General features: G+C 52.0%; 25 protein-coding genes. 6 read left to right on the top strand and 19 right to left on the bottom strand.

Translation table 11 applies throughout. The annotated features are described in order from the left end of the window. The first annotated feature begins 36 nt into the window (after nucleotides 1-36). Entirely contained in the window at nucleotides 37-294 is a 258-nt protein-coding gene (locus OXG87_03475; protein MCY3868591.1) for a DUF4258 domain-containing protein, read from the top strand. Then, complete coding sequence (locus OXG87_03470; GenBank protein ID MCY3868590.1) at nucleotides 291-485, top strand: DUF2283 domain-containing protein; 195 nt, start codon at nucleotides 291-293, stop codon at nucleotides 483-485. The genes OXG87_03475 and OXG87_03470 overlap by 4 nt, the downstream gene beginning before the upstream one ends. 24 nt (nucleotides 486-509) lie before the next feature. On the opposite strand, the gene OXG87_03465 is transcribed toward OXG87_03470, so the two are convergent. The 11 genes from OXG87_03465 to OXG87_03415 form a co-directional block, all read right to left on the bottom strand. Then, nucleotides 510-1,028, bottom strand: a complete 519-nt coding sequence (locus tag OXG87_03465) for a hypothetical protein (GenBank protein ID MCY3868589.1) — start codon at nucleotides 1,026-1,028, stop codon at nucleotides 510-512. Further along, a complete protein-coding gene (locus OXG87_03460) occupies nucleotides 1,028-2,752 on the bottom strand; it encodes an arylsulfatase (protein MCY3868588.1) in 1,725 nt (574 codons plus the stop codon). Before OXG87_03460 ends, OXG87_03465 begins: the two co-directional genes overlap by 1 nt. Before the next feature lie 17 nt (nucleotides 2,753-2,769). Then, the gene (locus tag OXG87_03455; protein ID MCY3868587.1) at nucleotides 2,770-3,840 is read right to left on the bottom strand and encodes an aryl-sulfate sulfotransferase; all 1,071 of its coding nucleotides are present in this window, start codon (nucleotides 3,838-3,840) and stop codon (nucleotides 2,770-2,772) included. A 1-nt stretch (nucleotide 3,841) separates the two neighbouring features. Further along, nucleotides 3,842-4,765: a phytanoyl-CoA dioxygenase family protein gene (locus OXG87_03450; protein ID MCY3868586.1), complete on the bottom strand. Its 924-nt coding sequence runs from the start codon at nucleotides 4,763-4,765 to the stop codon at nucleotides 3,842-3,844. Between the two features lie 40 nt (nucleotides 4,766-4,805). Then, nucleotides 4,806-6,146 carry a sulfatase-like hydrolase/transferase gene (locus OXG87_03445; GenBank protein MCY3868585.1) on the bottom strand — a complete coding sequence of 447 codons (1,341 nt, stop codon included), beginning with the start codon at nucleotides 6,144-6,146 and terminating at the stop codon, nucleotides 4,806-4,808. Further along, the gene (locus OXG87_03440) at nucleotides 6,143-7,462 is read right to left on the bottom strand and encodes a sulfatase-like hydrolase/transferase (GenBank protein ID MCY3868584.1); all 1,320 of its coding nucleotides are present in this window, start codon (nucleotides 7,460-7,462) and stop codon (nucleotides 6,143-6,145) included. Before OXG87_03440 ends, OXG87_03445 begins: the two co-directional genes overlap by 4 nt. A 34-nt stretch (nucleotides 7,463-7,496) precedes the next feature. Next, nucleotides 7,497-8,411 carry a hypothetical protein gene (locus OXG87_03435; GenBank protein MCY3868583.1) on the bottom strand — a complete coding sequence of 305 codons (915 nt, stop codon included), beginning with the start codon at nucleotides 8,409-8,411 and terminating at the stop codon, nucleotides 7,497-7,499. A 16-nt stretch (nucleotides 8,412-8,427) separates the two neighbouring features. After that, nucleotides 8,428-9,933 carry a choline-sulfatase gene (betC, locus tag OXG87_03430; protein MCY3868582.1) on the bottom strand — a complete coding sequence of 502 codons (1,506 nt, stop codon included), beginning with the start codon at nucleotides 9,931-9,933 and terminating at the stop codon, nucleotides 8,428-8,430. A gap of 24 nt (nucleotides 9,934-9,957) precedes the next feature. Beyond that, complete coding sequence (locus OXG87_03425) at nucleotides 9,958-10,935, bottom strand: NAD(P)-dependent oxidoreductase (protein MCY3868581.1); 978 nt, start codon at nucleotides 10,933-10,935, stop codon at nucleotides 9,958-9,960. A gap of 310 nt (nucleotides 10,936-11,245) precedes the next feature. Further along, the gene (locus OXG87_03420; protein ID MCY3868580.1) at nucleotides 11,246-12,316 is read right to left on the bottom strand and encodes a type I restriction enzyme HsdR N-terminal domain-containing protein; all 1,071 of its coding nucleotides are present in this window, start codon (nucleotides 12,314-12,316) and stop codon (nucleotides 11,246-11,248) included. 52 nt (nucleotides 12,317-12,368) lie between these two features. Beyond that, entirely contained in the window at nucleotides 12,369-12,701 is a 333-nt protein-coding gene (locus OXG87_03415) for a hypothetical protein (GenBank protein ID MCY3868579.1), read from the bottom strand. A 232-nt stretch (nucleotides 12,702-12,933) separates the two neighbouring features. Between OXG87_03415 and OXG87_03410 the strand changes: the two genes are divergently transcribed. Continuing rightward, on the top strand, nucleotides 12,934-13,956 hold the full coding sequence (locus tag OXG87_03410) for a pyridoxal-phosphate dependent enzyme (GenBank protein MCY3868578.1): 1,023 nt from the start codon (nucleotides 12,934-12,936) through the stop codon (nucleotides 13,954-13,956). A 20-nt stretch (nucleotides 13,957-13,976) separates the two neighbouring features. Next, nucleotides 13,977-14,738, top strand: coding sequence for a phytanoyl-CoA dioxygenase family protein (locus OXG87_03405; protein MCY3868577.1), 762 nt, complete (start codon nucleotides 13,977-13,979; stop codon nucleotides 14,736-14,738). A 61-nt stretch (nucleotides 14,739-14,799) separates the two neighbouring features. Here OXG87_03405 and OXG87_03400 read toward each other — a convergent pair whose 3' ends face one another. The 3 genes from OXG87_03400 to OXG87_03390 all read right to left on the bottom strand — a co-directional run bounded on the left by OXG87_03400 (nucleotide 14,800) and on the right by OXG87_03390 (nucleotide 19,793). Further along, a complete protein-coding gene (locus OXG87_03400; protein ID MCY3868576.1) occupies nucleotides 14,800-16,500 on the bottom strand; it encodes a spondin domain-containing protein in 1,701 nt (566 codons plus the stop codon). A 115-nt stretch (nucleotides 16,501-16,615) separates the two neighbouring features. After that, nucleotides 16,616-17,587: a zinc-binding dehydrogenase gene (locus OXG87_03395; GenBank protein ID MCY3868575.1), complete on the bottom strand. Its 972-nt coding sequence runs from the start codon at nucleotides 17,585-17,587 to the stop codon at nucleotides 16,616-16,618. A 22-nt stretch (nucleotides 17,588-17,609) separates the two neighbouring features. Further along, nucleotides 17,610-19,793, bottom strand: a complete 2,184-nt coding sequence (locus OXG87_03390) for a DUF3604 domain-containing protein (protein MCY3868574.1) — start codon at nucleotides 19,791-19,793, stop codon at nucleotides 17,610-17,612. A 129-nt stretch (nucleotides 19,794-19,922) separates the two neighbouring features. On the opposite strand from OXG87_03390, the gene OXG87_03385 reads away from it, so the two are divergent. Together OXG87_03385 and OXG87_03380 are read left to right on the top strand one after the other, a co-directional pair. Continuing rightward, nucleotides 19,923-21,254, top strand: coding sequence for a replication-associated recombination protein A (locus tag OXG87_03385; protein MCY3868573.1), 1,332 nt, complete (start codon nucleotides 19,923-19,925; stop codon nucleotides 21,252-21,254). Between the two features lie 306 nt (nucleotides 21,255-21,560). Further along, nucleotides 21,561-21,935 (top strand): hypothetical protein, encoded by a 375-nt coding sequence (locus tag OXG87_03380; protein MCY3868572.1) that lies wholly within the window; start codon nucleotides 21,561-21,563, stop codon nucleotides 21,933-21,935. Between the two features lie 226 nt (nucleotides 21,936-22,161). Here OXG87_03380 and OXG87_03375 read toward each other — a convergent pair whose 3' ends face one another. From OXG87_03375 to OXG87_03355, 5 genes are all read right to left on the bottom strand, one after another. Next, nucleotides 22,162-22,554 carry a TMEM14 family protein gene (locus tag OXG87_03375; GenBank protein ID MCY3868571.1) on the bottom strand — a complete coding sequence of 131 codons (393 nt, stop codon included), beginning with the start codon at nucleotides 22,552-22,554 and terminating at the stop codon, nucleotides 22,162-22,164. A 10-nt stretch (nucleotides 22,555-22,564) separates the two neighbouring features. Then, nucleotides 22,565-23,821 carry a Gfo/Idh/MocA family oxidoreductase gene (locus OXG87_03370; protein ID MCY3868570.1) on the bottom strand — a complete coding sequence of 419 codons (1,257 nt, stop codon included), beginning with the start codon at nucleotides 23,819-23,821 and terminating at the stop codon, nucleotides 22,565-22,567. 60 nt (nucleotides 23,822-23,881) lie between these two features. After that, the gene (locus OXG87_03365) at nucleotides 23,882-24,679 is read right to left on the bottom strand and encodes a menaquinone biosynthesis protein (protein MCY3868569.1); all 798 of its coding nucleotides are present in this window, start codon (nucleotides 24,677-24,679) and stop codon (nucleotides 23,882-23,884) included. Nucleotides 24,680-24,691: 12 nt separating this feature from the next. Then, the gene (gene mqnC, locus OXG87_03360; protein MCY3868568.1) at nucleotides 24,692-25,792 is read right to left on the bottom strand and encodes a dehypoxanthine futalosine cyclase; all 1,101 of its coding nucleotides are present in this window, start codon (nucleotides 25,790-25,792) and stop codon (nucleotides 24,692-24,694) included. A gap of 26 nt (nucleotides 25,793-25,818) precedes the next feature. After that, the coding region (locus OXG87_03355) for a CofH family radical SAM protein (protein MCY3868567.1) at nucleotides 25,819-26,886 on the bottom strand (1,068 nt) is incomplete at its 5' end.

Raw genomic sequence — 26,886 nt, 5'->3', positions numbered from 1 at the left:
TGTATGACAATAAAAAAACAGGTGTAATTTTGCATTATGATGTTCAATATCTCAGCACAGGCGCGACGTGAAATGTTGCGAAGAGGGATTCCAGAAGCCTGGGTTCGTGATATTATGGAAAACCCGGGGCAAATTGTCCCTGTTCGAGGAGAAAAGAAAGCATATCAATCCTTAAGAGATCTGAAAGGTAAGAAATATCTGGTGCGTGTCATTGTTGCTGATGATAAAGATCCATGTGTTGTCGTTACGGTTTATCTCACGAGCAAAATTGCGAAATACTGGAGGCCAACATGAAAGTGAACTACGATTCTGAAGTCGACGTGTTGCGTATCATTTTTATGGATACGCCGATTGAGGAAAGTGATGAAGAAAAACCGGGTCTAATCCTGGATTATGATAAGGATGGAAATATCGTTGGGCTCGAAGTTTTGGATGCTTCTTTGCGCGTGAAGAATCCCAAAGCCGTTGAATATGCTGTTGATTGATGTACCCTCCGCGTTAAAGCGACATCAAAACTTAAACTTTTGTCGAAATTTTGCCGCGCCATTTTCATCGATACCCGCCTCCACTTCAGCCCAATCTACCCGACTGAGATGGGCATCGACATAAGCATCTCCCACGCTGTAGAGCACGATTCCAATGGTCGAAAAGAGGTACAGGTTCCGTTCCTGAGTCCCCTGATCCTTGATCTGTTTGCGACGCACCACCCATGCGATGGCCGAAGCTACCTCTGCGGTCGCAATCACGCTGCCCTTTACGCGCTTGCCATTGTAAAATTGTCCCCATCCCGGCAGTGCGATGGACCGCAATACCGCACCGCGCACGCGGCGGTCCGATGAGAGAGAGTCGGGCTGAGATTCCGCACTCCAGGAAGGGACACTCGCGAAGAAAAGCGCGAAGATGAGTAACAATCTTTTGCCCATTGTGTTTCTCTTATAGGTGAGACGTCCACCCAACCCACCAGTCTCCAACCCCAGTCCCCAGCCCCTCTCTTTGCTGTTTGCACTTGCCGCCCCATCCGTGTTCATCAGTGTTCATCGGTGGTCGCTTTTTCCACATACACATAATACGCCCCCAACGAGATGCCATTCCCATCGGTGAGTTCGGTTTCGAGGCTCGTTTCACCAGCCTGGAGGGTGTAGGTGAAGGCGATGCCTTTGTCTTCGGAGCCGATGGATTGCGATTGTTCTTTCCCTGCGACTTTGATGCGGGCGGTGCTGACGGGAATAGCGTTGCCACCGTAGTAGGGTGTGAGTTTACCTGGGATGCCTTCGGTGATGGCGCGGTCTTCTTCGCGGGGCCATCGGCGCAGTTCAAAGGTGTAGTCACCCGCTTCGGCCACGTCAATTGCCCAGCGACCATTGCATTCCATTCCGCGGCGAATCGAAGCCTGATTCCAGGCCGATTCGCTGTTTTCGTTGTGCCAGTCGTGGGTTGTGATCACAGAGACGGGTTCGCTTTCAGAGCCGACGATGATGGGCACGTCTTCGCCAAAGCGTTCGGAGACAAGTGCCCACCAGTCTTCGTAGTGCTGGCGCAGTTCTGCGACGACATCGGGATGCTGCTCGGCGACATTGTGGCGTTGTCCGGGATCGCTATCCATGTCGTAGAGTTCTTCGCCGTTGATGAGCCGCCAGCGCTGTGTCATGGTCGCGCATTTGCGCCATTTGATGGGGTTTTCCACCCGCTGAGAGTCTGTGACCAGTGTGCGGTCGGGCCAGTTGTCCGTGCCTTCGAGGAGGGGTTTGACGCTGGTGCCGTTGATGCGTTCGCGGGCTTCGTCGGAGATGGGGACGTCACAGAGGTCGCAAAGGGTGGGCAAGAAGTCGATGTTGGCAATGAGGGTGTCGATGTCCCGTCCGCTGGTGTATCCACCCGCGGGCCAGTGAAAGAAGAAGGGGACGCGATGCCCGCCTTCGTATTCCGAGCCTTTTTTGCCGCGCATGCCATCGTTGAAACCATCTGTGACATAGGCATTGCCGTCGAGGTTGCAGCCATTGGCTGTGCCATTGTCGGTCATGAAGATGAAGATGGTGTTTTCTTCCAATTCCTTTTCGCGGAGGAAGCCGCGCATGAGGCCGACGTTTTCGTCGATGTTGGTGATCATGCCGTAAAAGCGGTCACGCTGGCCGGGCAAGCCATCGCCGTTGTAGAGTTCGCGGTAGTGATCGGCTATGTTGAAAGGACCGTGCGGCGCGTTGGTGGGGATGTAGCAGAAGAAGGGCGTGTCGCCACAGTCTTCGATAAATTTTTTGGCTTCGTCAAACCAGATGTCCGTGCAGTAGCCTCTGAATTTTTCGGGTACGCCATTGCGGAAGTACGTGTCGTTGAAATAGGTATTGCCCCAGTAGTCAGGAGTCTGGTGTACGCCGCCGCCGCCGTGGTAAACGACCGTGTCAAAGCCCCGATTGTGCGGGTGAAATGGATAGTTGTCGCCCAGGTGCCATTTGCCAAACATGCCGGTGCGATATCCCGCTGCTTTGAAAAAGTCTGCGATGGTGGTTTCGTCTTTGCGCAATAGCGAGCGTCCCGCAATGGTGTGCCACACGCCCGTGCAGTTGCAATAGCGTCCCGTCATAATGCCCGCCCGGGTGGGCGCGCAGGTGGGACCGACGTGGTAATTGGTAAATCGCACGCTTTCGGTATAAAGCTTGTCGAGGTTGGGCGTCTGGATGATGTCATTGCCGTGGCATCCAAGGTCGCCATAGCCCTGATCATCGGTAATTACAAAGACTACGTTGGGAGAAGACATAGGTATAAAAACTCCTTTCAGAACAGAAGAGGGGCTGCGTATTCGGGTGAATATCTCAAGCAGCGATAGATGACGGGGCGCCCGTTTTCGTGGCGATAGGGGTTGATAAATTCCCAGACGATTTCCCCATCTGGCGCGACTTCAAAAAGTCGGGTCTTACCGCCTTCGCATATCAGGGTGTTGCCATTGGGCAGGCGCTGGGCACCGGAAATGGCCGCGCTGAAGAACGCTTCTTTGGGGTCTGCGACGTATTCCCATTCGATGGTTTCGGTAAGGGGATTGAGTTCAATTACGCGAGAATATCCGCGCAGGGTGCCGTTGTCGAAGATCAGTACATTGCCGTTTGCGAGTATGTGGGGTTTGTGCTGCCCGTCGATGATGCCGGGTCCCCATGCCCAGACAATGTCGCCAGTGTCGTAGTCAATCACGCCGATGACGTCGTTGCTGCGGTAGGAGAAGAAGATGTTGCCGGGTTTGAAGCGCGCGTCACCCTCGTTTTTATGAGGTGGAATGAGTTGGAGCGTGTTGTTGTGCGCCCAGTCAAAGGCAAATCGTCCGGTGGCGCGATCCAGAACGTGTTGCCATGCTTCGGGGGATAGACAGGCTTCGAGGTCCTCCAGATGCTCTTCGCCTTTCCACTCCCAGACCAATTCTTTGTCTCGCGTAATCTCAATCATATACGGGTGGCGTTTGAGTTCAGGTCCCAGGGGCGGGCACATGGTTTCGTTGAGCGTGTGGATGAGCAGATTCCCATTGTCGCGCACCTGATAGTCGTGGTCGGTGCGGCAGCGCACGCGCCAGACGAGTGTGCTGTCGGGATCGTATTCAAAAATGCCGACGTTGCTGCACTGCGTGACGCCCGAGCGGTCGTGGGTGGGTACCAGAAGATGGCCGTTGGGCAGCAATCGGCAGTGGGACTGGACGGTGTGTTGCGTGAGGTGCCATGTGTGGGCGGGTTCTCCGTTCATGTCGATGAGGTACACCACGGCTTCTTTGCCGACTTCCCAGTTTGGTTCCGCAAAGGTTTCTGAAAATAGGGTGTAGCCTTCATAAGCTTTGTCGGGTTTGTACTGTGTGATGCCTGACATTTCAAGCGGTCTCCTTCGCCAGGCCCCATTCCGCGCGGTATTCTTCGATGGACTTGCGTTCGGACAGATCTGCTTTGGGTATTACGTCGGGGTCTTTGCCCATGTGTCGCTGGTCCGTGGCTTCTGTGGCGAGTTGGTAGCGCGTGTCGCTGCTGATGCGAAAGCGGTTGGTGGTGTTTTCGAGAGAGGCGTGCATGAAGTACATGCCGAAGATGACGACATCGCCTGCCTGAAATGGCGTGGCTGCCCATGTGGTGCCGAGGGTTTCTATGACATCGTAGGGGTCGTTGGAGAATGCGCCCTGGATCAAGTCGTCGTGTGCATCCGATGCGCCGTAGGTATTGCGAAGATGTTCGAGTTTGTGCGATCCCAGGCAGAGGGCGAGTGGTCCCATGTCGAGTGAGATGTCGCCCAGAGCTGTCCACATGGTATAGAGATTGTTGGTGCCCGCGCCCATATATACGATGTCGCAGTGCATTCCCGCATTGCCACCCGTTCTGACGGCGCGCAGCCATTTGTGATCGAGCGAGAGGGCGGGACCACCCAAAAAGCGACCGAAGAAGTCCATTGTGTTTTTGCCATCGACGATGTTGAGAAAGCCGGGCCATGTTTTGACCAGGCTGTCTTTGAAGCGCATGGAGCGTTTTCTATCGCCGATGATGGCATCTTCAAGTGTCGATCCTTCGGCGAGCAGGTCCTGGCTTTCCATGTGATCGACAACTTCTTTTCGCGCTTTCATGATGTCTTCGCGGTTGTGGAAGTTGCGGATGATGAGATACCCGTCTTCTTCCATTCGCTGTCTCAATGCTTCCGTGTCTGTGAGGATGTCGTTGGATTCCCTCGGCGAGAAGATGGTTTCTCCAAATACGAGTTCTTTTCCGCTCATTCTGACTTTTGTGCCGTCGGGTGTTTGAAAAGTAGGCATGATGTGCTCCTTATATCATTGGTTGGTTATTCCGTTGCGGTCAGTTTTCATACCTCCGTTTCGCAATGTCGGTGAGTTCGCGCGCGATACTAACATTTGCGGGGTCGTCAATGACGTTGCGAAATTCATTCGGGTCGTTTTCGAGATCAAAGAGTTCAGAGCGTGCCCAACTCAGATAATTGAGTTTCCAGCGATCTGTGCGAACCATGAGGATTGGCGGGTTGCCCACATACCGATTGTCTCGCGTGAAGACACTGTGACAAAAATCGTATTCGGAGTAGGCATATTCGCGCGGCTGGTAGGTTCGGTTGTCAAACAGAGGGGCAAAACTGCGTCCGTGGATATTTTGGGGAATGGGCAAGTTGCACAATTCGGCGAGTGTGGGGTAGAGGTCCACATGTTCGACGAGGTGGTTGTGCGAGGTGTTGGCCTGCATGTCTCCGGGCAGGCGGATGATGAGTGGTACGCAGACCGATTGTTCATACATGTTGTGTTTGGTCCACATGCGATGTGCGCCGGCCATTTCGCCGTGGTCTGAGGTATAGACGATGATGGTGTTCTGGTCGAGGCCGAGGTCGTAGAGTGTGTCGAGTACTTTGCCGATGCACGCGTCCATCTGGCTGATGTTGCCGTAGTATCCGGCGAGTGCGCGGCCGAGTTCTTCGTCTGTTTGCGCGTACCACCCCCGCTGTTTGGCGCGCATGAGGTGGCCTTCAAAGCCGGTTTCCAGCGCGTTGTCACTGCGTTCGGGCAGGGTGAGGGTTTCGGGATTGTAGAGGTCGAAGTATTGCTGCATGGGGACGAGGGGCGTGTGCGGCATGAAGTAGGATGACCAGAGGATAAAGGGTTTGTTGGGGTCCCTTTTTTCGCGCAGATACCGCACGGTTTCGTCGGCGTAATACGTGTCTTGAAAATACCGCGCTGATAATTTGGACGGTCGTCCCGATGTGCCACCTCCGCCGCCCTGGTCCCGCTGGAGTTCCCGCCATTCTTCATCTGTGAGTGTTTTTCTAAAGTTTCCCATTTCCAGGCGGTAATCAAATCCGTGTTTTTGCGTTTCATCCACAAAGTGCATTTTGCCTATTGCCCCGGTTTGATAGCCGTGTTCGGCAAAGTGATGGGCAATGGTGTGCGTGTTGGGGGATAGTGCGTCTTGTAAGATGCGCGCGCCGTGGGTGTGGGGGTATTGCGAGGTGATGATTGAGCCGCGCGCGGGTACACAGACGGGAGATTGGCAGTAGGCTCTGTTAAAGCGAATGCCAGATGCGGCAATGCGGTCGATATTCGGGGTTTGTACTTCTGCGTGACCATAACACCCCGATGCAGCGGTCTGGTGCTGATCAGAGCAGAAAAAGAGGATGTTGGGGCGATGGTTGGTCATTGTATCAACTCTGCTTTCAGCCGTTCAATATGCGCTGAGACGCCCGGGTTGTCGATGATGTCGTTGTTTTCGAGTGGGTCGGTGTCCAGGTCAAAGAGCATGGATGTGTCGCCAAATCCTTCGATGTATTTGTAGCGGCCGTCATAAGCCATGCGCCAGTTGCCCAGACCGGATAGGACGATGTCTCGATGCGTACTGGTTGTGCCTTCGAGGAGATTGCGGAGGGATCGGCTGTCCATGTCGTCGGGAATGCCCAGGCCCGCGTAGTCGAGGAAGGTGGCAGTGAGGTCCAGGTTGGTTGTGGGCAGGTCATGGGTTATGCCCTGCTGTACACCGGGTCCCGATATGACGAGGGGCACGCTGGCCGAGGGGTGCAGGGGTTTGCCCTTGCCCCAGGAGTTGTGGTCGCCGAGCATTTCACCGTGATCCGAGGAAAAGACGATGAGGGTATTGTCCAATTCGCCCCGTTCTTCGAGCAGGTCTAAGTAGAGACCAACCTGATGGTCGATATTTTCGACCATGGCGGAGTAGTTTCGCCTGGCTCTGAGGAGTTCATCGGGCGTGAGTTGGTCGTTGCGGTTCGGCTGTGGGAAATCGACGTTTTCGTAGAGTTTTGCCATGCTTTCCGTGATGTCCAGGGGCAGGTGGGGGCCGTTGAAATTGACCTGTATGAACCAGGGTTTGCCCTCGGGGACTGATTGGATGAGGTCCCGGCCGTTTTGCCCGATCCAGTTGTCGCAATAGGCGTCATCGGGCAGTGGCGTGGGAAAGGTACTGCGCTGGCCTTTGCGGTTGGCAAAGTCATTGAGGTGTATCTGGCGCAGGCCGCGCTCTTCGAGGTATTGCAAATAGGGTCCTTGCGGTTTTTCGCGCCCGCTGTTGGCGCCGTCTATTTTGCCTTCGTTGTTGATGCCGTCCGAGAATCCCCATTCGTTCAAATGGCGTTTGCCATCCAGTCCCCAGGCCGGGAGGTTGGATGTGCAGGTGCCTTTGTTGAGGTCGAATTTTCCGCATCCCAGTGTGTGGTATCCGCTGTCGCGGAGCATGCTGTAAACAGTGGCGCGGTCTGTGGGATAGTCGTCGCTGTTTCCTTTGACGGGACAGTTGTCGTATTCTGTGCCGGCTGCAACACAGGCGCGACTGGGCGCGCATACAGGTGCGGGACAGACGGTTTTGGAGAATGTTACTCCATTTTTTTGCAGGCGATCCAGATTGGGCGTGCGTACGGCAATGTCGGGATTGCTGCCGATCCAATCAAAGCGAAGTTGGTCGGGAAAAAAGAAGAGGATGTTGGGGCGATTAGATAGGTTTGGCATAAGAGTCTCCAGAATTTTTTGTTTTAATGACCTGTTATTTTTTCATCTCACTGAGATTTCCACCGTGGTAGCGTCCGTTGCCGCCAATGCGATTGGCTGCACAGCGCACGTCTCGAAACAGGCTCTGGCGTTTGGGTGGCATGGAGGCGAGCAGGTCCGGGTGTGGATGCCAGTTACTCCATTTGGCGCCGATGGTGTTGTAGAGGTTGAAGATGGCAACGCGGTCGGTTGTGTCATCTGTCCAGGGTGTGGCGCTGTGGGTGATGGCTTCGGTGAAGAAAAGCAGTGAGCCAGCCGGGCATTCGTAGGTGTCCCAGATGGGTGAGTTTGGGTCGTGAATGGATTCTGGCGCGGCATAAACTGCTTTGTGGCTGCCGCTGACGACCAGTGTTCCGCCTTTGCCTTTTTTTACAGGGGCGAGTTCCCAGACCACGCGGGTTAGACCGCTATACGCTTTGCCGGGGATGCACTGATAGTGGTGCGAGTCGATTGCAAAGCGAAACAGGCCGTTGCCATTGTGCGGGCGAAAGCCGCCGACTTCGCCAGTGCGCGTTGAGCGAAATCGAATGCCCGATGCTTCCATGCGAAAGCCATATCCATCGGGGCTGGCGAGATGGGGATGTGCGACAAATTCGTTCATAAAGCCGACGACTATGGGGTGGTCGGCGAGTTTTTGCAAGGGACCTGCGAGGTAGGATTGTTCGTGTTCGGGCAGCGATTGCGGGTTGTGTTTGACCTGTAGTGCAAATTCGCGCATGTCGCGTATGTCGTCATCGGAAAGGACGCCCGGAAAGAGCAACCAGCCGCGCGCATCAAAGAGGTATTTTTCCTCTTGCGTCGGCGCGATGACGGCTTCTCCATCGGCGTTGGTTTGCGTGAGGTCTTCTGGTTCGACGGTCATGTTGACGCCGAGGTTTTTATCGACGATGAATGGTGTGTTATTGGACATTGGTTGCTCCTGTTCGTTATGGAAGATATTGCGCTTGTGCGTTTTTGGTTGGGTCAAAGCTCGGATTGTACGCCCAGGATGTGCCGTTGGCTTGCATTGCCTCGTGGATGAGTTGTCTGCGATACAGGCTGTCTAAATTGGCTTCGGCTATGGCGTCGAGGTCATAGTTGTCGAGGATGCGCGTGCGAAGATGGGTTTCGATTTCCGCATGGTCTGGCTGACCGCTGAGATTATTCCATTCGCCCGGGTCGGCGTCGAGGTCAAAAAGCTGTGGTTCGTGTCCGTGGATGTGGTTGTATTTGTAATTGTTTTTGCGAATCATGACGCAGGGGGCGCCGACTGCTTCGTGGGCTTCAACAATAATTTCTCGGTCTTCTGTTTCTGCGCCTTCAATGAGGGGTATCAGGCTGGAGCCGTCGCAGGGGTAGTGGTCTTCCAATCCCGCCATGTCGCATAAGGTGGGCAACAGGTCAATGAGCGAGACGGGCTGGTCGATTGTGCTGCCGGCTTTGTAATGGTCTGGAAAGCGGATAAAGAAGGGTACGCGGCTGGACCAGTCGTAGAAGGTTCGTTTTTGGACCATTTCTTTTTCGCAGAGCATGTCGCCGTGATCGGAAAAGAAGATGACGATGGTGTTGTCGTCCAGGCCATTTTCTTTTAGCGAGGCGAGGAGTTCCCCGACTTTGTCGTCCATGTATGTGACGAGTCCGTAATAGGCGCGGCGGAGTTTGTAGAGGGCGTCCGGGTCGCGCAGGTCGTGTTTGCGCGTGCCGTGATAGGCGTTGAGCCATTTGTCCATCATGGAGTATGTGTCGTCCAGGTTGTCTGGTAAGGTGGGGATTTCGATGTCCGCATTTTCGTACATGTCCCAATAGGATTGGGGCGGCCAAAAGGGTTCGTGGGGGTGGTGATAAGACGCGCACAGGAGGAAGGGTTTGGGATTTTTCTGTGCGCCGATGGCGTGGAGGTATTCCAGTGATCGGAAGTGCGTTTCTTCGTCGTAGCTAAGAGGACCGTGCCATGTGTCGATTCGGATCTTGTGCCCGTCGTAATTTGCGGCGTTATACCTGCCTCTCTGTTCCATGATGGCCCGGTAATTTTCCCCTTTGGTTTCTTTGATGTGTATCCATTCGGGTTTGACCCACCGGAAATCTTCCGGGTAGATATCTGTGGTGAGGCGGCGGCTGAAGCCGTGGAGTTGGTCCGCACCTATGAAGTGCATTTTGCCAGATAGGACGGTGTCATATCCGGTGCGGGTGAGATGGTGGGCAAATGTGGGGATGTCCGAACGGAGTTCAGCACCGTTGTCATACGCCCCGATTTTTGCGGCGTTGTTCCCCGTCATGAAGCAGGCGCGTGCAGGTGAACAGAGCGGGAAGGGGGTATAGGCCGCATCAAAGCGAATGCCGTTTTCTGCCAGTGCGTTTAGTGCAGGCGTTTGGACGACGGGATGGCCATAAGCACCCGTGAGAAAGGGCGTCATCTGGTCTGATATGATCATGAGTATGTTGGGTTGAGACATGTGCTTCCTTCTGCCATCCTGATCCTATTCAGTGGGCAAGACGTTGATGGTTTTTCCCTCTCGATAGGCGATGGCATCTTCGATCATGCGAATGATGTCGTATTGCGGATTAAAGCCGATCAGGTCGCGCGCTTTGGTCAGGTCGAATTCGTAATGTGTAGGCGCGCCGTGTATGATGGCTTCCTGGTAGGGTATGTTCAGGCGTTGGGACAAGTACGGGATGGCTTCGGCCCATGTGAATGGTCGCGGTCCGCCGAGTTGAATGGCGTGTCCGGCGGCTTGTGTTTTGTTTAAGGCACAGATGCAGCCGTGTACTATGTCGCGTACGTCGGCAATGTGTTTTTTGTAGGAGCGACCTTTCATGTCTTTGAGCAGGAGGAGGCGTTCTTCGCCGCGCCAGAGGGCTTTGAGTTCGGGAAGCCCTTTGAGTTTGCTCAGGTAAAATTGGCGGAAGTCGAGGATTTCACCCGCTCCGACGACGAGGCAAAAACGCAAGATGGTGATGGGCAGTTGGTGGGTGCGCCAGTATCCGTAGCACATTTCTTCTCCGACGGATTTGGATAGGGCGTACCAACCGCTCGGTTCTCTGGGCATTGCGTCTTCTCGGATGGGTTTGTCCATTCCTTCAGGGGGATATTTGGCGTAGAGTGCGTCTGTGCTGGCAAAGATGAATTGCTTGAGGTTGTCCTGTTGGGTTGCGGCTTTGAGCATATGGAATGTGCCGCGCAGGTTGATTTCAAAGTAGTCGTTGTCCTTAAATGGACCGCCTCCCTGAAAGGCCGCGCCGAGGTGATAGATGATATCGACGCCATCGGTGACTTTTTCCACGTCTTCGTATTCGGTGAGGCTGCCTTCAATGAGTTCGAGGTCGATGCCCTCAAATTTTTCTACGCGCGGGTCTTTAGGCCATACAAGCCCGCGAACTTGATGCCCCTGTTCAACGAGTTGCGCCGCCAAATTGCCGCCTATGCGCCCTGTGATGCCGGTGATGAGTATTTTCATGGGGAGCCTCTTATTGCGTTAGGACGATTTTGTTCGTTTGGGGATGGATTATTGTTTTTTGCCTTCGGTTCGTTTGGGAGGTATTTCCATTCTATTTTAATTTTTATGCCTTCGGCGACCTACTTTTTGTCAGCAGCCACAAAAAGTAGGCAAAAAAGGCCGCTCTCAAACGCCGAGGGGCTTGCACAGCGCAAACCGTTTTTGTGGCAGTAAGCCAAGTAGTGGCCTTCAGAGTTGGATGCCATTAAGAATATTCGGTGCGAGACGGACTCGCGCGCTGTGCGGACGGTAGCCTTCAAACTTCAGGATTTCAGTAATCTATTTGCAGTATTTCTGGATCGTATCCGTATTTTTTAAGCAATCTTTTGGCATAGGGAATAACAGTTTTTTTAATTATTCCATGTGTATCAATATAGAGACCGTTTTTTAATTTCCGAGCATCCTCAAGGTTATTACCTGTCTTATTGATTAAATCACTTTTGCCTTGGACTTTTTTTATAGGACAGTCCGACGGTTTCAAATCTCCTTTGTCGATCAACCAATTCGCAGTATTTACAAGAATTTCATATTTATATCTTAAATCATAATTATCACCGTCTATTTGCATCCATTTGGATTTTTCGGTCTGGTTCTTGGTTTGACATGAGGTTTTGGTGTTAGGGCGATTTGTTGTTGGAACTTTTTGTTCCGATTCAGAGGAGAGGAGCCAGTTTTCCTGTTTAGAACGAATAAACCGCAAAACTTCGCTATTTTCTGGCTTAAAATCACAAACTTCCTCCACTGTTTCTATCAATATCTCTACCAGTAATTCATGAGGCTCTTTAATGACGCTATTCCACGCTTCAGGTAGGCTTTCTCTTATAGCTTTCTCTTTTTGGCGGTTCTTCAGAATGGACTCTGCCTGTTGAACTGCCTCACCAGACACAACATTTTCACGAGAAAGAAAACGGCCAAATTTGTCAATGATATCCTCTATCTCTTGTTCCAAAATATCAAAGGTATAAAATTTGCGATCATCCCAATCGCCTTCTTTTAAGGGAAGATAGAACCACCACTCAATTCCATTTGTCAGAATTGCTAACTTAATGCCTTTTTTAAAGGAATAACCAAGGAGTTGTTCTTGATGATTTTCTAAGTTTTCCTGTGGTCTCTTGGCTTCAATAAACACCTTATCGTCGCCATTGATCTGCAAGGCGTAATCAACTTTGTCAGAATCAATTTTTCCAGGGACAACTTTATATTCAGGTATGATCTCACGACGTCCCCAACCGAGCAAATCCAAGATAGGAAGAATGATCCATTCTCTGGCTTGCGCTTCGTTCCATGTAGCAATACTGTGATCATTTCTGATCTCTTTTATACAATCGCTCAATGCCCGCATTATTAATCCTCTAATTTTTAAGATTTCAGGATGGCCCCCAAACTTCGGAATGTTACCACTTTATTTGTAGTATTACTGGATCGTATCCGTATTTTTCGAGCAGTCTTTTGGCATATCTTTCAGCACGCTTGCTATGACTTTCAATATAGAGACTATTTTTTAGTTTTTTCTTTCTACTAAATTTTTTACCTGTTGAATGTATTGGTGTGCTATTGATTAAGTAATTCTTTGCTTGGGGGCTTACTTTTAAAGGACAGTCTGAAGGTGTCAAATGTCCTTTTTCGATCAACCAATTTGCAGTTTTTATCAGTATTTCATTTTTCTGGCTTAATTTATAATTTTCGCTGCCAATTTGCATCCGTTTGGGTTTTTCTGTCGCTTGCATGGTCGTTTTCTCCTCGTAAAAATTCGGTATGCACTGCCCTTAACAAATAATTCGCTATCTTGAGAAAAGTCAATGGCATTTTCGCTTGCTTCATGCGTGTATATTCGTTTCCATAGACGTACGATCATCCGCTGCTTTTGCCTTTCATCTGCGTTTATCTGTGGATGCATTTGCTTTTATCCTGATCATCCTTTCATCCTGCACATCCTGATTCTGACTGAGGAGGTCTATAATGGCTGTTATTTCCCGTGACGAACTGAGAGCGCGCATTGGCAAGGTGCCGCGTGTGTCTCTGGGGCATTTGCCCACGCCGCTCGAATTTTGTGAACGGTTGACTGAAGCGGTTGGTGGTCCAAAAATTTATATTAAACGCGATGATTGTACGGGTCTGGCATTTGGCGGCAATAAGACGCGGCAGTTGGAGTTTACGATTGCACAGGGTCTGGTTCGCGGTGCAGATGTGCTTATCGGAGGTGCGGGGTCTCAGTCCAATCACAGTCGGCAGTTGGCAGCGGCAGCGGCAAAGATAGGGGTGGATTGTGCGCTGGTTTTGGTGAAGGACCACAAGAGCGGCAGTACGCAGGGCAATTTGCTGTTGGATAATTTATTGGGTGCTTATGTCGATCTGATCGATGTTGAAACGCAGGAGTTGTTGGACGATGCCAAGCAGGCACTGATAGAAAAATTTGAGCGCAAAGGACGAAAGCCTTTTGTGGTGATGCAACCGGCCAATCGCCCGTTTGGCGCAATGGGTTACGCGCTGTGTATGGCAGAGATGATGGATCAGTTCGATGCGATAGGTGAAACGCCTACAACTGTTGTTGTGTGTTCGGGCAGTTGTACACAGCCGGGTTTGATTTTTGGGAAGACCGCTTTGGGTCTGGATATGCGGATTGTGGGTGTGAGGCCCATTTTGTGGTCCTATGATCTCAAAGACGCATTTTTGGTTATATTGAGAAAAATGGCGGAGATTCTGGATGTGGATGTCGCGTTTGATGAATCTATAATTGAAAATGTGGATCGGTATGTCGGTGAGGAGGGGTATGGGTATTGTTCTCCCGAGGGCAATGACGCGATACGGCTATTGGCACAAACAGAGGGGATTTTGCTGGAGCCGATTTATACGGGTAAGACGCTGGCGGGTTTGATCGATATGGTGAACCAGGGCGAGATTGGCAAAGATGAGACGGTGGTGATGGTGCATACGGGAGGGACGCCCGCGTTATTTGCTTATACAGAGGAATTGTTGGATTAGTCTTTGATCAGGAGCACACTATGTCTGCATTATCTCCGGAGCAAGTCGAATTTTTTCACCAGAACGGCTATCTCTCGATTGGCAAACTTCTCGAGGATGAACACATTGAGATATTGCGCCGAGAATACGACCGCGAATTTGCAGCCGCGCGGAAGGATAATCGCTTTCGCAATCTCGCCATTAGCAATACCGACGATCTCAGTGAAAAAAATGACGCGCCCACACAAATGCTACAAATTATGCAAATGTGTGAGCGCAATCTGCACTACCGGGAACTGATCTACTACGATCCCATACTCGATATTGCCGAGTCGCTCATCGGTCCCAATATTCAACTTTTCCACGATCAGGCGCTCTTCAAGCCCGCACACAATGGAGATGCGGTTTTCTGGCACCAAGACAATGGGTACTGGCAATGCAGGCCGGCGAATCTCGTCTCATGCTGGCTCACTCTGGACGATGCCGATGTCGAGAACGGAGCTATGCACGTTATTCCCGGCTCTCATCTTCGGCCATTTACTCATGAGCGTTCATCTCAAACCGATGCGCTGTTTGATCTCGAAGATCAGGTGGAGATATCCAGAGCCGAAATTATCGAGTTGCCCGCCGGTGGTGTTATGTTTCACCATTGCCAAACCCTGCATTACACACCGCCCAATCACACAGATCGCCAGCGCAGGGCCTTTGCCATCCATTTTATGATTCCAGGTACAAAGCGTCAGAATACCGGGGAGTACATGCCCGTTTCATTCGGCCGTCCGATGTTGCGTATGCACATCTGATGCACGCAAAAAGGGCGAGTCCGAAGACTCGCCCTTTGATATGTTTGCTGCATGGTTTGGGTTAATTGCCCGGCATGATCGTCACGCGGATTATGCTATTGACCGCGGGGATGTGGTCGCCATTGGCAATGCGCACGGTGTTGTCCGGATCTGGCGCACCTGTGTTGGGGCCAGACTGACGTGGCGCCTGGTCGAGACCAACGCCGAGGGGCTGGTTGATCTCTGTACCGGCATACCACAATTGGATCATTGACGTAATATCGCCCATTATTGCCGATCCGTCCTCTCCAAAGAGGGGAATACCTTCCTCGTCGGGGGCAAAGAACAGATCATTGGAGAAGACAAACATCGTGGCAAAGGACAGGCGTGCGCCTGCTGACGCGCTGAAGCTAAAGACATACGCACCGCCAGGGAGCAAAGGCCCGGGATCATCTCCACCTTCGGGTACGGCAAATACGCCGCTGGCTGATACGCGATCATTCCCTGCCAGTACGCCAGCCAGGCCACTGGGGTTGCCATCTTCAGCGAGTGCTTCGAGGCCCTCGCCCCGATCAGGCGAACCCGATGTGAACAATACGCCAGCCTCCTGATGTAAGGCAAATACGCCCGGGGCCAGTATCCCAACCACACCTGTGTTTGCACTCACAGTCTCTGCCAGGCCACTGGGGTCGCCGTCTTCAGCGAGTGCTTCGAGGCCCTCGCCCGTATCGGGGAAACCCGATGAAAACAGAAATGCAGAACCTATATGTACAACAAATACACCCGGGGCCAGTAGTTGCGGGAGTTCTCCGCTCCACACATTCTCAATCTGCACGCCAAAACCCGTAGCAGAATCTTCTGACGGCGTGATTGTCACGCGAATAACGCTGTCAACCGCGGGAATGTCGTCGCCCATGGCGATGCGCACGGTGTTATCTTCGTCAGCCGCGCCCGTGTTTGCACCACTTTGACGCGGGGCCTGATCTGCTCCCGTGCCGATGGGTTGATTCACTTCTGTGCCCGAATCCCATAACATCACCTGATCCGTCACATCGCCGGATGTTCTATTGCCCGCATCATCCCAGAGCGCGATGCCGTCTTCATCGGGAGCATAGAACAAATCGTTGGACTGTACAAACATCGTGGCAAAGGACACTTTGGCCCCCGGTGGTGCTTCAAATGAAAACCCATAAGACTGACCCGGCGGGAGGGGGCCGGGGCTATCTGCGCCCAATGGTACGGCAAAAACTCCGCTCGCTATATAAGCAAATACGGGGGGGGAAATATTCTCAATACGCACGGTAAATTGGGTTGGTGGTGCCGGTGCGTCTATTGCTGATGAACCCATCACCTGTGCTTTTCCACCAATAGGCAAGTCGAGCGTCACTTCATAGCCTCCGTTAATTGGTATGCTCGACCAGGAACCGATTGTGTTCCCGTCCTTCATGGCGCGTGCCTGGTAATAACCCGTCACATTTTGTGACATAATCTCCACGCGCGCCTGGCCATTGTCATCGGTGATCCCAGACCATGCGTAATCCGGAACCTGACCCGCAATAGAACGCGAAAGCTCGATTGTGGCATTGCTTACGGGCGCGTCATCCTGTCGCAACGTAGCCATTACTACAGCCTGAGCCATGTGCCCGGTCGCAGCCAGTTTACTCAATGGCTGTCCGACCTGCTCATCTGCTACCTGCGACTGGGTCACGCGCTCGCTACCACAGCTCAATATCACGCCTGCGGCGAGTGAGACGGCGACGATACTGCGAATACATCTCGACATGACAACCCTCCTTGTAAGAGTTCCCCCGGCTCTAAGAGTGAAACTGTGAAACACAAACTCGGAGTTGAGTCGGTTGTCATCTCCCTATTTTTAAGGTTGTGTCTAACTGCGGATCTCAAGTCGCCCAGTCAAAGACGACTGCGAGGCGTTCGGTTTTTTTGTGCAAAAGGTCCTGATATGCCTGCTGACACCTTTCGGGGTCGTACTTTGTGTAGATGCCATCGACATTGACGCGGCCCTCGGCCAACCATTTGAGGGCACCGGCAAAGTTTTCAAAGACGCTGTTGGTGCGAAAGTCTTCTGGCTGGCGCGGCAGTTCCCATTCCCAGCCGCTGCGTATGGCGACGTAATTAAAGAAGATGAGGCGATGCAGGTCGTGTATGAGCAGGTCCGTGTATCGACGCCAGGGGGAGGCGATGCAAACGACTTCGGCGCGTTTTCTCACGGCGCCTGCTGCATCGAGCAGGGCCTGTTCGTGCCCCGAGCATTCAAGGGCGAGGTGGAATTGGCCCGAGAGTTCGGTATTTTCCGATGGCACGGCATCCAGTACATTGTGGATCCCCGTCTCCGAGGCAATTTGCCGCCGCGATGTGACCGGGTCACAGGCATAGACTTCGTAGCCACAGGCTTGAAAGTTTTTGGCCGCGAGATGGCCAACGAGGCCGAGCCCAGTGATGAGAATTTTGGCGGGTGGTCGCGCCGAGGTGGTTGTGAGGGTGGTCATTGAGACGCCCATCATGCGGGCAAATACAGCTATTTCAGGTGTGAGGTTGTCGGGCAGGCGAATGACCTGCGAGGCTGGTTTTCGCTGGTAGGATGCGTGATTGCCCGGGCAGAAGGCGAAGTCGCCCGGCGATATGTCCGCGACATTTTCCCCCACTTTTTCAACTTTGAATGCCGCTGCGTACCCCGATTGTCTGGGAAAATTGTTGCCGAGATACCCGCTGTTCAATTCCGTGCCCGCACTGATGAGGGTTGCAAGGGTATGACCCGCGACTTCGTTTGCACCGATCGCGTCTGTATCGATTTCAACTGGTAGTAATTTTGCGGTTTCGCGTTCGGTGAATGTGACTGCATATTCGTTCATGTTCTGTTTCCTTTTTTTAACTTCACACTTCACACTTCACATACACCGGACTCACCCATGCCTTCCCGCCATCGATTTGCGTTACGCGCACCCAATAGGGGTGACAGCCGGGATGCAACTGGTTTTCGGTATGGGTAAATGCGATGTCTCGTCCAATGCCTGTGGGCATTTGTTCAAATACGACCTGCATATCAATACCACCTGCATCGATTACAACTGGTCCTTGTGCGATTTCTGTAAGTTTTAACGCTTGCGACAAGACGGGTGTTCCAAATTTGATTGTTGCATCGGGCGGGGCGTCCAGGGTTAAAATGATGCCGTCTGCATCGCCGGTTGTCACCGATGTCCAGGTTACTGATTGATCGCTGGCAGATTGAATGCCTTCGGATGCCGAGTCAAAGGCAAAGCCTCTGGCGTCTGCGATTCGCCCTTTGTCTATTGTTACTTCGCCATCCCAGCGCACGAGTCGGTTGCGCGCACGGATGCGCTGTCCGGACCACGCAATGCGTATGTCTGTTTTATGTCGGGGAATGGTCTGGGGATGTGTATAAATGATTTCCGTGCCTCTGAAGATATCCACTTTTTCTATTGGCGCTGTGCCCCAAACACTGACGGCGATTTCAGGTGGTGTGTTCGTTGCGAGGTCCGATCCCATGGGCTGTCCACCCACGGTGACGTCTATGAGGATGCGCTGTCCACTGGTGCCGTAACACCGCCTTGTTTTTATCGCTTCCCAGATGCTTTCTCGCGTCAATTCTTTTGCATATACGCATGTGATTCCGCCGTAAATGCCGAATGCGCCACTGCCCGGATGTGCGGCACCCGGGCGGCCTTTGTGGTCGTCACTGCCACAGGTGAATCCGATGCGATAGCCTTTTTCAAGGGCTTCTTTTAAGAACCATTCAAATTCTCCCCATTCAGATAAAACCTCGACTACGGTCTCCAGGTTTGGATCGTGCCAGGTCAGGTTGGCATAGCGCCCGCCCACATGGGGGATTAGTAGCGCGTCTTTTCCCTTGAGGGCGCGGTAGAGGTCGGTTATGTGCTGACAATCTGTTTCTATATCTGATTTGTCTTCGATCAAGACATGGCTGGAGCGGTGCAATGGTCCATCGTCACCGGGATAATAGACGTTGTGATCGCCGCCTGAAGGTGTGTTGCCCGACCATTCCCAACCGACAAAGGCCGCGAATTTGCCCGCAGTATTCTGTGTATTTGCCTGGTGTTTGATTTCATTCCAGATTGCTTCTGTAATCTGAAAGTCATTTCCCTGATGTCCCGCAAAATCCAGCCACGCTTTTTCGCGTGCAAAACGAAAGTAGGATGAGACCGGATTGGTTCCCACTGTTTCTTCGCTTTGTCCGTGTAGATCCCCCCAAAAGGGTTGCGCATCTTTGCGCGTTTCAATGCATATTAGTGGATTACATTCTGCTTCAAAGCCATTGTTTTTATCCCGGATCCGTGCGCGATAAATGCCCGTTGTGGGGGCTGTCACATTTTCAAATCGCATGACGCCGCGATGTTCTGGCTGAAATACATAAGTTTCGGGTAATCCGTCCAGGCCATCGGCGTCGATTTTTACCGTGCCTCTGTATTCCGCACAGGGATTGCCCCAGATGTCTTCGGCTTTTACTCCGATCCAGGTGGTTTCTCCCGGCGTTGTTTCAGAAGATCCCAGTGCGACGAGGTTATTGGGCGCACCGCTTACGATGGGCACTTTTGGCGATGGCACTTCTGTATATACCCATGTGCCGCACCAGTCAACCGATACGCGAAATTCAAATGCATCTTTGCAAAAGGTTTGTGCGCGGCTGCCCGGACTTCCACCAGATGTATCACCCAATATTAGTGTTATGGTGTCGCCTTCTGACAATGAGTCGTCGAATACATCGATGGTCACGCAATACCGCCAGGGGCGAATATAGCGCTGTCTGTCAAATACGGCTTTTAAGGTCGCCGGTCCCGTGGTCGAGACCGATGCATAATCAGGCGCAGCGGGGTCGTCAAATTGCGGTCGCTGCCAGTCGCTTACGTCGCGCCACGCGATTTTGATTACGCCGCCGTCGTCTATCCCGTATTTGCCCGCGTGATATACAATGCGCCATGTGCCCGTTTCTCCGGCGATAACCGCGCGGTCTGGATCGATTTCTGCCCAGCCGTAATATCTGCGAATTTGTTCCTCTGTCAGGTCGTGTTTTTCTATCATAAGGTCCTTTCATGATTGGGATGGAAGAATGGATTTCAAAATAGCGAATTCAATCGCATCTACAAGCACTTTTCCGAGTATTGGCGAAAGTATGGGAATCTGAGTATATTTTGACGAGAGGTGAGAGCTATGAATGAAGACCTTTTTTTAAGACCCATATCGCAAACCGAACAGGAGATGGCAGACGCGCCTCTGGCCGAACGCCTGCGTCCCCAGGTGCTGGACGATATTGTGGGGCAGGATCATCTCGTTGGACCGGGTGCGCCCCTTCGGGTGCTTATCGAGAGTGACCGCTTGCCGTCTATGATTTTTTGGGGACCACCGGGTTCGGGCAAGACAACGCTGGCTCGGGTTATTGCGGGTACGACGCAGAGTCGGTTTGTGTCTTTTAGCGCGGTTACCGCGGGGATCAAAGAGGCGCGGGAGATTATTGCGCGGGCGCGAGAGGAACGACGCCTGGGCAGGCGTACCATCTTTTTTGTGGATGAGATTCACCGTTTTAACAAGGCGCAGCAAGATGCTTTTCTGCCGCATGTGGAGAATGGTGTTATTACGCTTATTGGTGCTACTACTGAAAATCCCTCTTTTGAGGTCAATTCCGCCCTGCTTTCACGCACTCGCGTTTTTGTGCTCAATTTGCTCGATACGTCCCATATTCGCCAGGTGCTGGACCGCGCAATTGCCGATTCGGAACACGGTTTCCCCGATTTGCAGATTGATGACCAGGCTTTGGATCTCATTGCCGAAACTGCGGAGGGCGATGCCCGCCGGTCTCTCAACGCGCTTGAGACGGTTGCTGCGGCTGTTGAGACTACGGGTTGCGATCCCACGCCAGAAATGGTGCGGGAGATTCTCGGTCGCAAGGCTCATCTTTACGATAAGACAGGGGAAGATCACTACAATATTATTTCGGCTTTTCACAAGAGCCTTCGCGGCAGCGATCCACATGCCTCGCTGTATTGGCTCGCTCGCATGATGACGTCGGGTGAGCATCCACATTATATTTTGAGGCGTATGATTCGCTTTGCTTCTGAAGATGTGGGTGCTGCTGATCCGCGCGCTTTGCAAGTTGCCCTCAATGCCCGCGAGGCGTACGATTTTCTGGGCAGTCCCGAGGGCGATCTATCCATTGCTCAGGCGACGGTTTATCTCGCTACAGCCCCTAAGAGCAATGCCGTTTATGCCGCGTATAATAGCGCGCTTTCCGATGTTGAGAAACATCCCAATTTGCCCGTGCCCCTGCATATTCGCAATGCGCCGACAAAGCTTATGAAAGATCTCGATTACGGCAAGGGGTATCAATATGCACATGACGATCCGGATGGCTATATTGATCAGGTGTATTTTCCCGATAATTTGAGAGACCGCACCTATTATCATCCCACAGATCGCGGCTATGAAAAGCATATTCGCGCGCTTATGGATTGGTGGGATGAATTGAGAAAGAAAAAATCTTTTTGATAGAGCACCCAAAAGTGCATCCATGCCGGTGTAAGGGCGAAGAGGTATGTCTTGACAATGCAGCGAGATTCCCGCAGTTTTACGGGTGATCGTTTATGTATGTTTATTTGAAAGGAGGCAACATGGAGGCTTTAATTTTCGCATTTACGACAAATAACATACCCGGTTCGCCTCCGGTGAGGTAGCTGCTTCGGTCATTCACTATCTGTCCGTCGCAGTTTTATCGTCCCTCCGGAGCTGCGGGTCTGGTATGTATGGTGGTTTTTCGCCCGACATATTCATTCCCTGGAGGAGACGAACGGACATATGTATAATCCTGATTTTTGGGAAGTTCAATTAGATCAATCAGACCTGGAAATGATGCCGGATGATGTTGGCCTGTGGTACGAGTCGCCCGAAGACCAGAATTTGCGCTATAAATATGAAGATCGGATTAGACGTCTCATCCCACAGATCGATACGCTCTTAAATCAATCGCTTACGCAAAGACAATTTGAAGCTGCTGTTTTGTATTTCAAATACGGCAAGACCCAGCGGGAGATCTCCGAGATTATGGGTATTTCACGCCGGGTGGTCAGCCAACACTTGTTCGGTATTACGAGAAACGGAAAATCCGTGGGCGGTGCTGTGAAAAAACTTCGCAAGCTCTGCCGCAAACACGGCATTGCCATCACAAATTAAAAAACGCCTGGGCACGACGCTCAGGCGTTTTGGTTGCAAAGGACGCGATAAAACTGCATCCATGCTGGTGTTTATGTAACCGGACCAACGGGTTGGTGCGGTTTGCTGATATATTGGCATCCACCGCGCAAAACGCCTTCCGGAAGCGGAGTTGCGCATATCGAAAGGAGGTTAATGTGAAACATTTTAACTCGGAGGTGAACGCCTGATTTTCAGGTGTGACCCTTCAGACGTTGGGCCAGGGACATTGTTCCTGGCCCTTTTTTGTCAGTTCTTCCACTGGTTTATCTTGATTGAGCAAATATTCCTGTCTCGCCATCATTGTCAAAATACCTACCAGAAGACTGAGCAGCAGCACCAATCCCGCGGGCATAAATTTTCGCGTGCGGACAAATCGGCTCATAAAAATGCCCGTGAGCAATAATCCGACCAGTCCGCCGGTCAAAAATCCGACGGCGGGATCGCTCAGGCTTTGCCAGTATCCAACGAGTGCGGCAATACCGCAGATTGCGCCTGCGAATAGGGATGCAGAACTCCCGGATTTCATCTTTCCTACGACGCCCCCCACAATTAACAATATGCCGTAAATCGCCAGTGCTACTTGTGCTATTTCAATCATGGCTAAATCCTCACTCTCCAAAGTATCCTCGGCTTGCCCAAACTTTTTTTGCCAGTGCTTTGGCGCCATCGGACGGTTCGATTTCTCCCAGAATACTGCTCGGTGGTTGTCCCGGTTTTTTGCGCGTGGGATCGGGTGACCAATCATCGCGCTCGTATTTCTTTCTTATGGATTCATCGCGAAAATCGGGTACTTCCATCGGTGCTGAATCGCTGAGCGCTGATCGCCACGCTTGAATGCCGGCGATGCTCATGTCGATGCCGCGATATACATCGAGGTAGGGTTGCTCGCCCGTGCGAATTGCTTCGGCGAAATGGTAACTCGTGAAGAAGTCGCCACCGCCATGCCCGGCCTGTGTTGCGCGGTCGTGATGTACGGGGAAGTCCGGTCTGTAAACGGTTTCCACTGGTTCTCCTTTTGGCTTTTCCCACGGTTCTCTCCACACGCGCAGCCGATATTTATCGCCGTTTCGACAGTTTTCCATCACGCCCTTGTTGCCGTGGATTCTGACGTAATTGCCGTGCCCGCGCAACGCGCCGTGCAGGGATTTCATGACGGCGTCATTGTCCATCCTGCAGATGATCACACCCGCTGTATCCGCGCGGTTCATGTGCAGGGTTTTGGTCAGGTCGCCAAAATCGTAGGGTATGACAAATCCGTTTACTTTTACGGGGCGCGTGTCCGTGATGTACATTACGGGGGCAATCGAATGCGTGCAATAATAGGTCGAGGGAATCCAGTTGCGCCAGTGATTGCGCCCGCAACTGCGCCCCAATTTTACTTCCGGTGGATCGGGATGCACGTACTCGCCTTCTCCGTATTTAAATTCTCCCACGTGTCCTTTCTGGTAGAGCCGCCTCATTTCTTGATTGTACGCCGTGTAGGGGTAGTTTTCGGCAAACATATAAATTTTACCACTGCGCTCTACCGCCCGCGCAAGTGCGACGCCTTCGCCCAATGTATGGCAGGCTGCGGTTTCGCTCATGACGTGTTTTCCGGCGTTCAGTGCTTCGATGGCAAAGGGCGCGTGTTCGTGAAAATAATTGGCGAGTACCACGGCGTCCATATCGTGTTCTAAAAATGCCTGGTAATCTACGTAGGTCGATACGCCGAGTGCTTTGCCTTCGGGTCTTAGTCGCTCTTCCCAGGTATCGCAAATTGCTACGAGTTCCATCCCCGTTGGTGCTGCCGCCCGCATAAATGATCGCCCGCGTCCCACGCCGACGACGCCTACGCGAATCGGTTTGTGTTTATTATTTTCTGCCATCAAAAGTTCTCCGGTTTTCGAAAAAATAAAAACTCGGCAATAGGCCGAGTTTTTTGGGATTTAAATATAAAAGCGGATATCTGGAACGGCGTCCATCAATCCCAGTTCTACACCATAAGCATAGAATCGCCTCAAGCCTTCCAATTCTGCATCATCCAAATTGTAGAGGATATTTCTGGTGAGATATTCAGAATAAAATGCGGGCGATAGGGTGCGGGTTTCAGCTGCATAGTCCTTTGCGATGTTTGGGATGAGCGACTTGCTCTTTTCTTTGGCTTCGATCAGTTTGTCAATGTGATATGGCGTCAATGCATCGGGGCGTCCGGTCCAGCAGGCATAGACGAAAGGCAACCCGGTCATCTGCGTCCAAATTTCGCCCAGGTCCAGGATTCTATAGCGTTTGCGGGACAATGCCAGCGCGGGATCGCCAATCAACAGGGCGGCATCGGCGCGTTTGAGCATTGCGTCTATATCTGGGGGATGAAAAAACACTTCTGGCTGGCAGCCAAATTGCCGCGCCAGTACAATCTGCGCCAGTACGACTGATGTGCGCGATCCGCGGTCCAGAGCGAGTGTTCGAATTTCTTCGGGTTCTTTGTTCAGTACGATAAATACGCTGCCAACAGGACCGTTTGAAATAATGCCGATATTGGGCACAATCCGATAGGCATCACGTCCGCGTCCAATTTCTACAGCGGGGATCAATGCCACATCGGTTTCGCCCGTGTGCAGCCGTTCGGCGCATCGCGAAGGCACGCCGTAGATCAGTTCAAAATCGCGATCAATCGCACCCGTGCGCAGCACTTCAACCAGTGGCCGCGAGTTTAAGTATGACACTACGCCCAAACGCACACGCATTGCTACGTACCCCTAATTCAAAATCTCGTACCGTGTATTTCGCCTTACAGGCTCGTATCCCGCATCCCGAATGAGCCGTTGCATCTCTTGAAGTGTCATGGTATCCGTATGGCTCGTGCCCGCTGCACTGACTACGTTTTCTTCCATCATTGTGCTGCCAAAATCATTTACGCCGTATTTTAAGCTGACCTGCGCGACCTTGGCTCCTTGCGTTACCCACGATGCTTGAAAACTTTTGATATTGTCCAAAAACAGGCGCGCGATGGAGATGGTTCGCAAATAGTCAAATCCGGTCGCTTTCACGCCATTCCATCGCCCCTGGTCGTTGGCAAGGGCGGTGTAATCGGGTTGAAAATTCCACGCGATAAATGCTGTGAATCCGCCTGTCTCATCCTGCAAATTGCGGATGTGTTCCAGGTGTTCTATTCGCTGTTCAATGGTCTCGACATGTCCATACATCATGGTCGCCGATGTGTGCATGTCCAATTCGTGTGCAATGCGGTGCACCGCAAGCCATTCGTGGACGCGGTCTTTGCGAAAGCCGATGATGTCGCGCACTTCGTCCGACAAAATTTCCGCACCAGCTCCCGGGATAGAATCCAGACCGGCATCGCGCAAGCGGCGAATGCATTTTTCGAGTGACATACGCGAGATATGCGCGATATAAATGATTTCTGTGGCAGATAAACAATGCTGATGGATTTGTGGGTAGCGATTGCGTATTGAGGAAAAGAGGTCTTCGTAATAATCTACGCGCAGTTTTGGGTTCAGGCCCCCTTGCATCAGAATTTCGCTGCCTTTTGGCACGTCGCCGCCAACGGCAATGAGGTCGTCAATTTTTTCAAAGATCTGCTCTCTGGGCAATGTATAGCCTTCGTCGGATCCCGGCGGGCGATAAAATGCACAGAAATCGCATCTTACCCAGCACACGTTCGTGTAATTGATATTTCGCCCGATATTATAAGTCACCTGGCCTTTGGGCCATTTGCGCCGCCGCACCACATCGGCCAACAAGCCCAATTCGGTTATATTGGGATGGGCAAACAAGCGCATGGCGTCATCTGTGGAAATGCGCTCGTCGTTATATACTTTTTCAATAATGTCGTCGATCATGTCGTTTTCCATTTGGATGGGGAAGTTCACGAAATCACGGGTATTTCACCGGGTATTCCGATGGGGGTTTCTTCTAAAATTTCTCGCTCGCTCGATAAAACATTGTATAGATTATCCCGCTCGACGGGGTCGCGTCCGGATTCTATAACGCGCTCGACCAGTTGCTTGCGCGTGAGTACCTGTCGCGTCTCTGAATATGAACGGCGCGTAATTTCGTATTCCTGAATTGTGCCGTCGATATCGTCTGCACCGTACCACAAAGCTACCTGTGAAATTTCAATGGTGTTCATAATCCAGAATGTTTTGATGTGCCGGAAATTGTCCAGCATCAATCGTCCCACGGCAATTTCTCTTAAATCCGCGATGCCTGTCGGGCCGGGCAAATGCTCTAATTCTGTGCGTTCGGGATGAAACGACAGGGGGATATACGTCAAAAAACCGCTGGTTTCGTCCTGTAATTCGCGCAATCGCACGAGATGATCGATGCGTTCTTGCGGGTTTTCGATATGTCCATATAGCATTGTCGCATTGGTGGGTAGGCCGACTTCATGCGCTGTGCGCGCGACTTCGAGCCATTCTTCGGAATCCGCTTTGGTCCAGAATAAATCTTCCTGTACGCGATCGCTGAATACTTCTGCACCCCCGCCGGGAATGGACGATACGCCGGCTGCTTTTAATTCGGTCATGACATCTTTCAATGGCTTTTTTGCAATGCGCGCAATCTGTACCCATTCGATTGCGGTAAATGCTTTTACCGCCACATCGGGACGCACGTCTTTGACGGCGCGCACAATATCGAGATAATACGAATAGGGAAGTTTGGGATTGATGCCCGCGACCATGTGAATTTCAGAAATGGGCAGGTCGATGTATTGCAATACGCGCTTTTGAATATCTTCAGGGGATAATACATAACCCCGCTCGTCTTTTGGTTTTACATAAAAGGAGCAAAACCGGCACAGCTTGTTGCAGACGTTGGTATAGTTGATGTGCTGATTTCGGACGTACCACGCGACATTGCCACACATTCGCTCGCGCGAGATATTGGCCAAATATCCCACGGCATTGAGGTCGGACGTCTCGTAAAGCCGCAT

Source organism: Gemmatimonadota bacterium (genome assembly GCA_026706845.1).
Classification (GTDB): domain Bacteria; phylum Latescibacterota; class UBA2968; order UBA2968; family UBA2968; genus VXRD01.
This window is presented reverse-complemented; position numbering and strand designations above follow the sequence as displayed.

Bases quoted from the DNA above. Each gene is read 5' to 3' on its own strand.
- OXG87_03475 (MCY3868591.1), top strand. From the start codon at position 37: ATGATGTTCAATATCTCAGCACAGGCGCGACGTGAAATGTTGCGAAGA.
- OXG87_03470 (MCY3868590.1), top strand. From the start codon at position 291: ATGAAAGTGAACTACGATTCTGAAGTCGACGTGTTGCGTATCATTTTT.
- OXG87_03465 (MCY3868589.1), bottom strand. From the start codon at position 1,028: ATGAACACGGATGGGGCGGCAAGTGCAAACAGCAAAGAGAGGGGCTGG.
- OXG87_03460 (MCY3868588.1), bottom strand. From the start codon at position 2,752: ATGTCTTCTCCCAACGTAGTCTTTGTAATTACCGATGATCAGGGCTAT.
- OXG87_03455 (MCY3868587.1), bottom strand. From the start codon at position 3,840: ATGTCAGGCATCACACAGTACAAACCCGACAAAGCTTATGAAGGCTAC.
- OXG87_03450 (MCY3868586.1), bottom strand. From the start codon at position 4,765: ATGCCTACTTTTCAAACACCCGACGGCACAAAAGTCAGAATGAGCGGA.
- OXG87_03445 (MCY3868585.1), bottom strand. From the start codon at position 6,146: ATGACCAACCATCGCCCCAACATCCTCTTTTTCTGCTCTGATCAGCAC.
- OXG87_03440 (MCY3868584.1), bottom strand. From the start codon at position 7,462: ATGCCAAACCTATCTAATCGCCCCAACATCCTCTTCTTTTTTCCCGAC.
- OXG87_03435 (MCY3868583.1), bottom strand. From the start codon at position 8,411: ATGTCCAATAACACACCATTCATCGTCGATAAAAACCTCGGCGTCAAC.
- betC (MCY3868582.1), bottom strand. From the start codon at position 9,933: ATGTCTCAACCCAACATACTCATGATCATATCAGACCAGATGACGCCC.
- OXG87_03425 (MCY3868581.1), bottom strand. From the start codon at position 10,935: ATGAAAATACTCATCACCGGCATCACAGGGCGCATAGGCGGCAATTTG.
- OXG87_03420 (MCY3868580.1), bottom strand. From the start codon at position 12,316: ATGCGGGCATTGAGCGATTGTATAAAAGAGATCAGAAATGATCACAGT.
- OXG87_03415 (MCY3868579.1), bottom strand. From the start codon at position 12,701: ATGCAAGCGACAGAAAAACCCAAACGGATGCAAATTGGCAGCGAAAAT.
- OXG87_03410 (MCY3868578.1), top strand. From the start codon at position 12,934: ATGGCTGTTATTTCCCGTGACGAACTGAGAGCGCGCATTGGCAAGGTG.
- OXG87_03405 (MCY3868577.1), top strand. From the start codon at position 13,977: ATGTCTGCATTATCTCCGGAGCAAGTCGAATTTTTTCACCAGAACGGC.
- OXG87_03400 (MCY3868576.1), bottom strand. From the start codon at position 16,500: ATGTCGAGATGTATTCGCAGTATCGTCGCCGTCTCACTCGCCGCAGGC.
- OXG87_03395 (MCY3868575.1), bottom strand. From the start codon at position 17,587: ATGAACGAATATGCAGTCACATTCACCGAACGCGAAACCGCAAAATTA.
- OXG87_03390 (MCY3868574.1), bottom strand. From the start codon at position 19,793: ATGATAGAAAAACACGACCTGACAGAGGAACAAATTCGCAGATATTAC.
- OXG87_03385 (MCY3868573.1), top strand. From the start codon at position 19,923: ATGAATGAAGACCTTTTTTTAAGACCCATATCGCAAACCGAACAGGAG.
- OXG87_03380 (MCY3868572.1), top strand. From the start codon at position 21,561: ATGTATAATCCTGATTTTTGGGAAGTTCAATTAGATCAATCAGACCTG.
- OXG87_03375 (MCY3868571.1), bottom strand. From the start codon at position 22,554: ATGATTGAAATAGCACAAGTAGCACTGGCGATTTACGGCATATTGTTA.
- OXG87_03370 (MCY3868570.1), bottom strand. From the start codon at position 23,821: ATGGCAGAAAATAATAAACACAAACCGATTCGCGTAGGCGTCGTCGGC.
- OXG87_03365 (MCY3868569.1), bottom strand. From the start codon at position 24,679: ATGCGTGTGCGTTTGGGCGTAGTGTCATACTTAAACTCGCGGCCACTG.
- mqnC (MCY3868568.1), bottom strand. From the start codon at position 25,792: ATGATCGACGACATTATTGAAAAAGTATATAACGACGAGCGCATTTCC.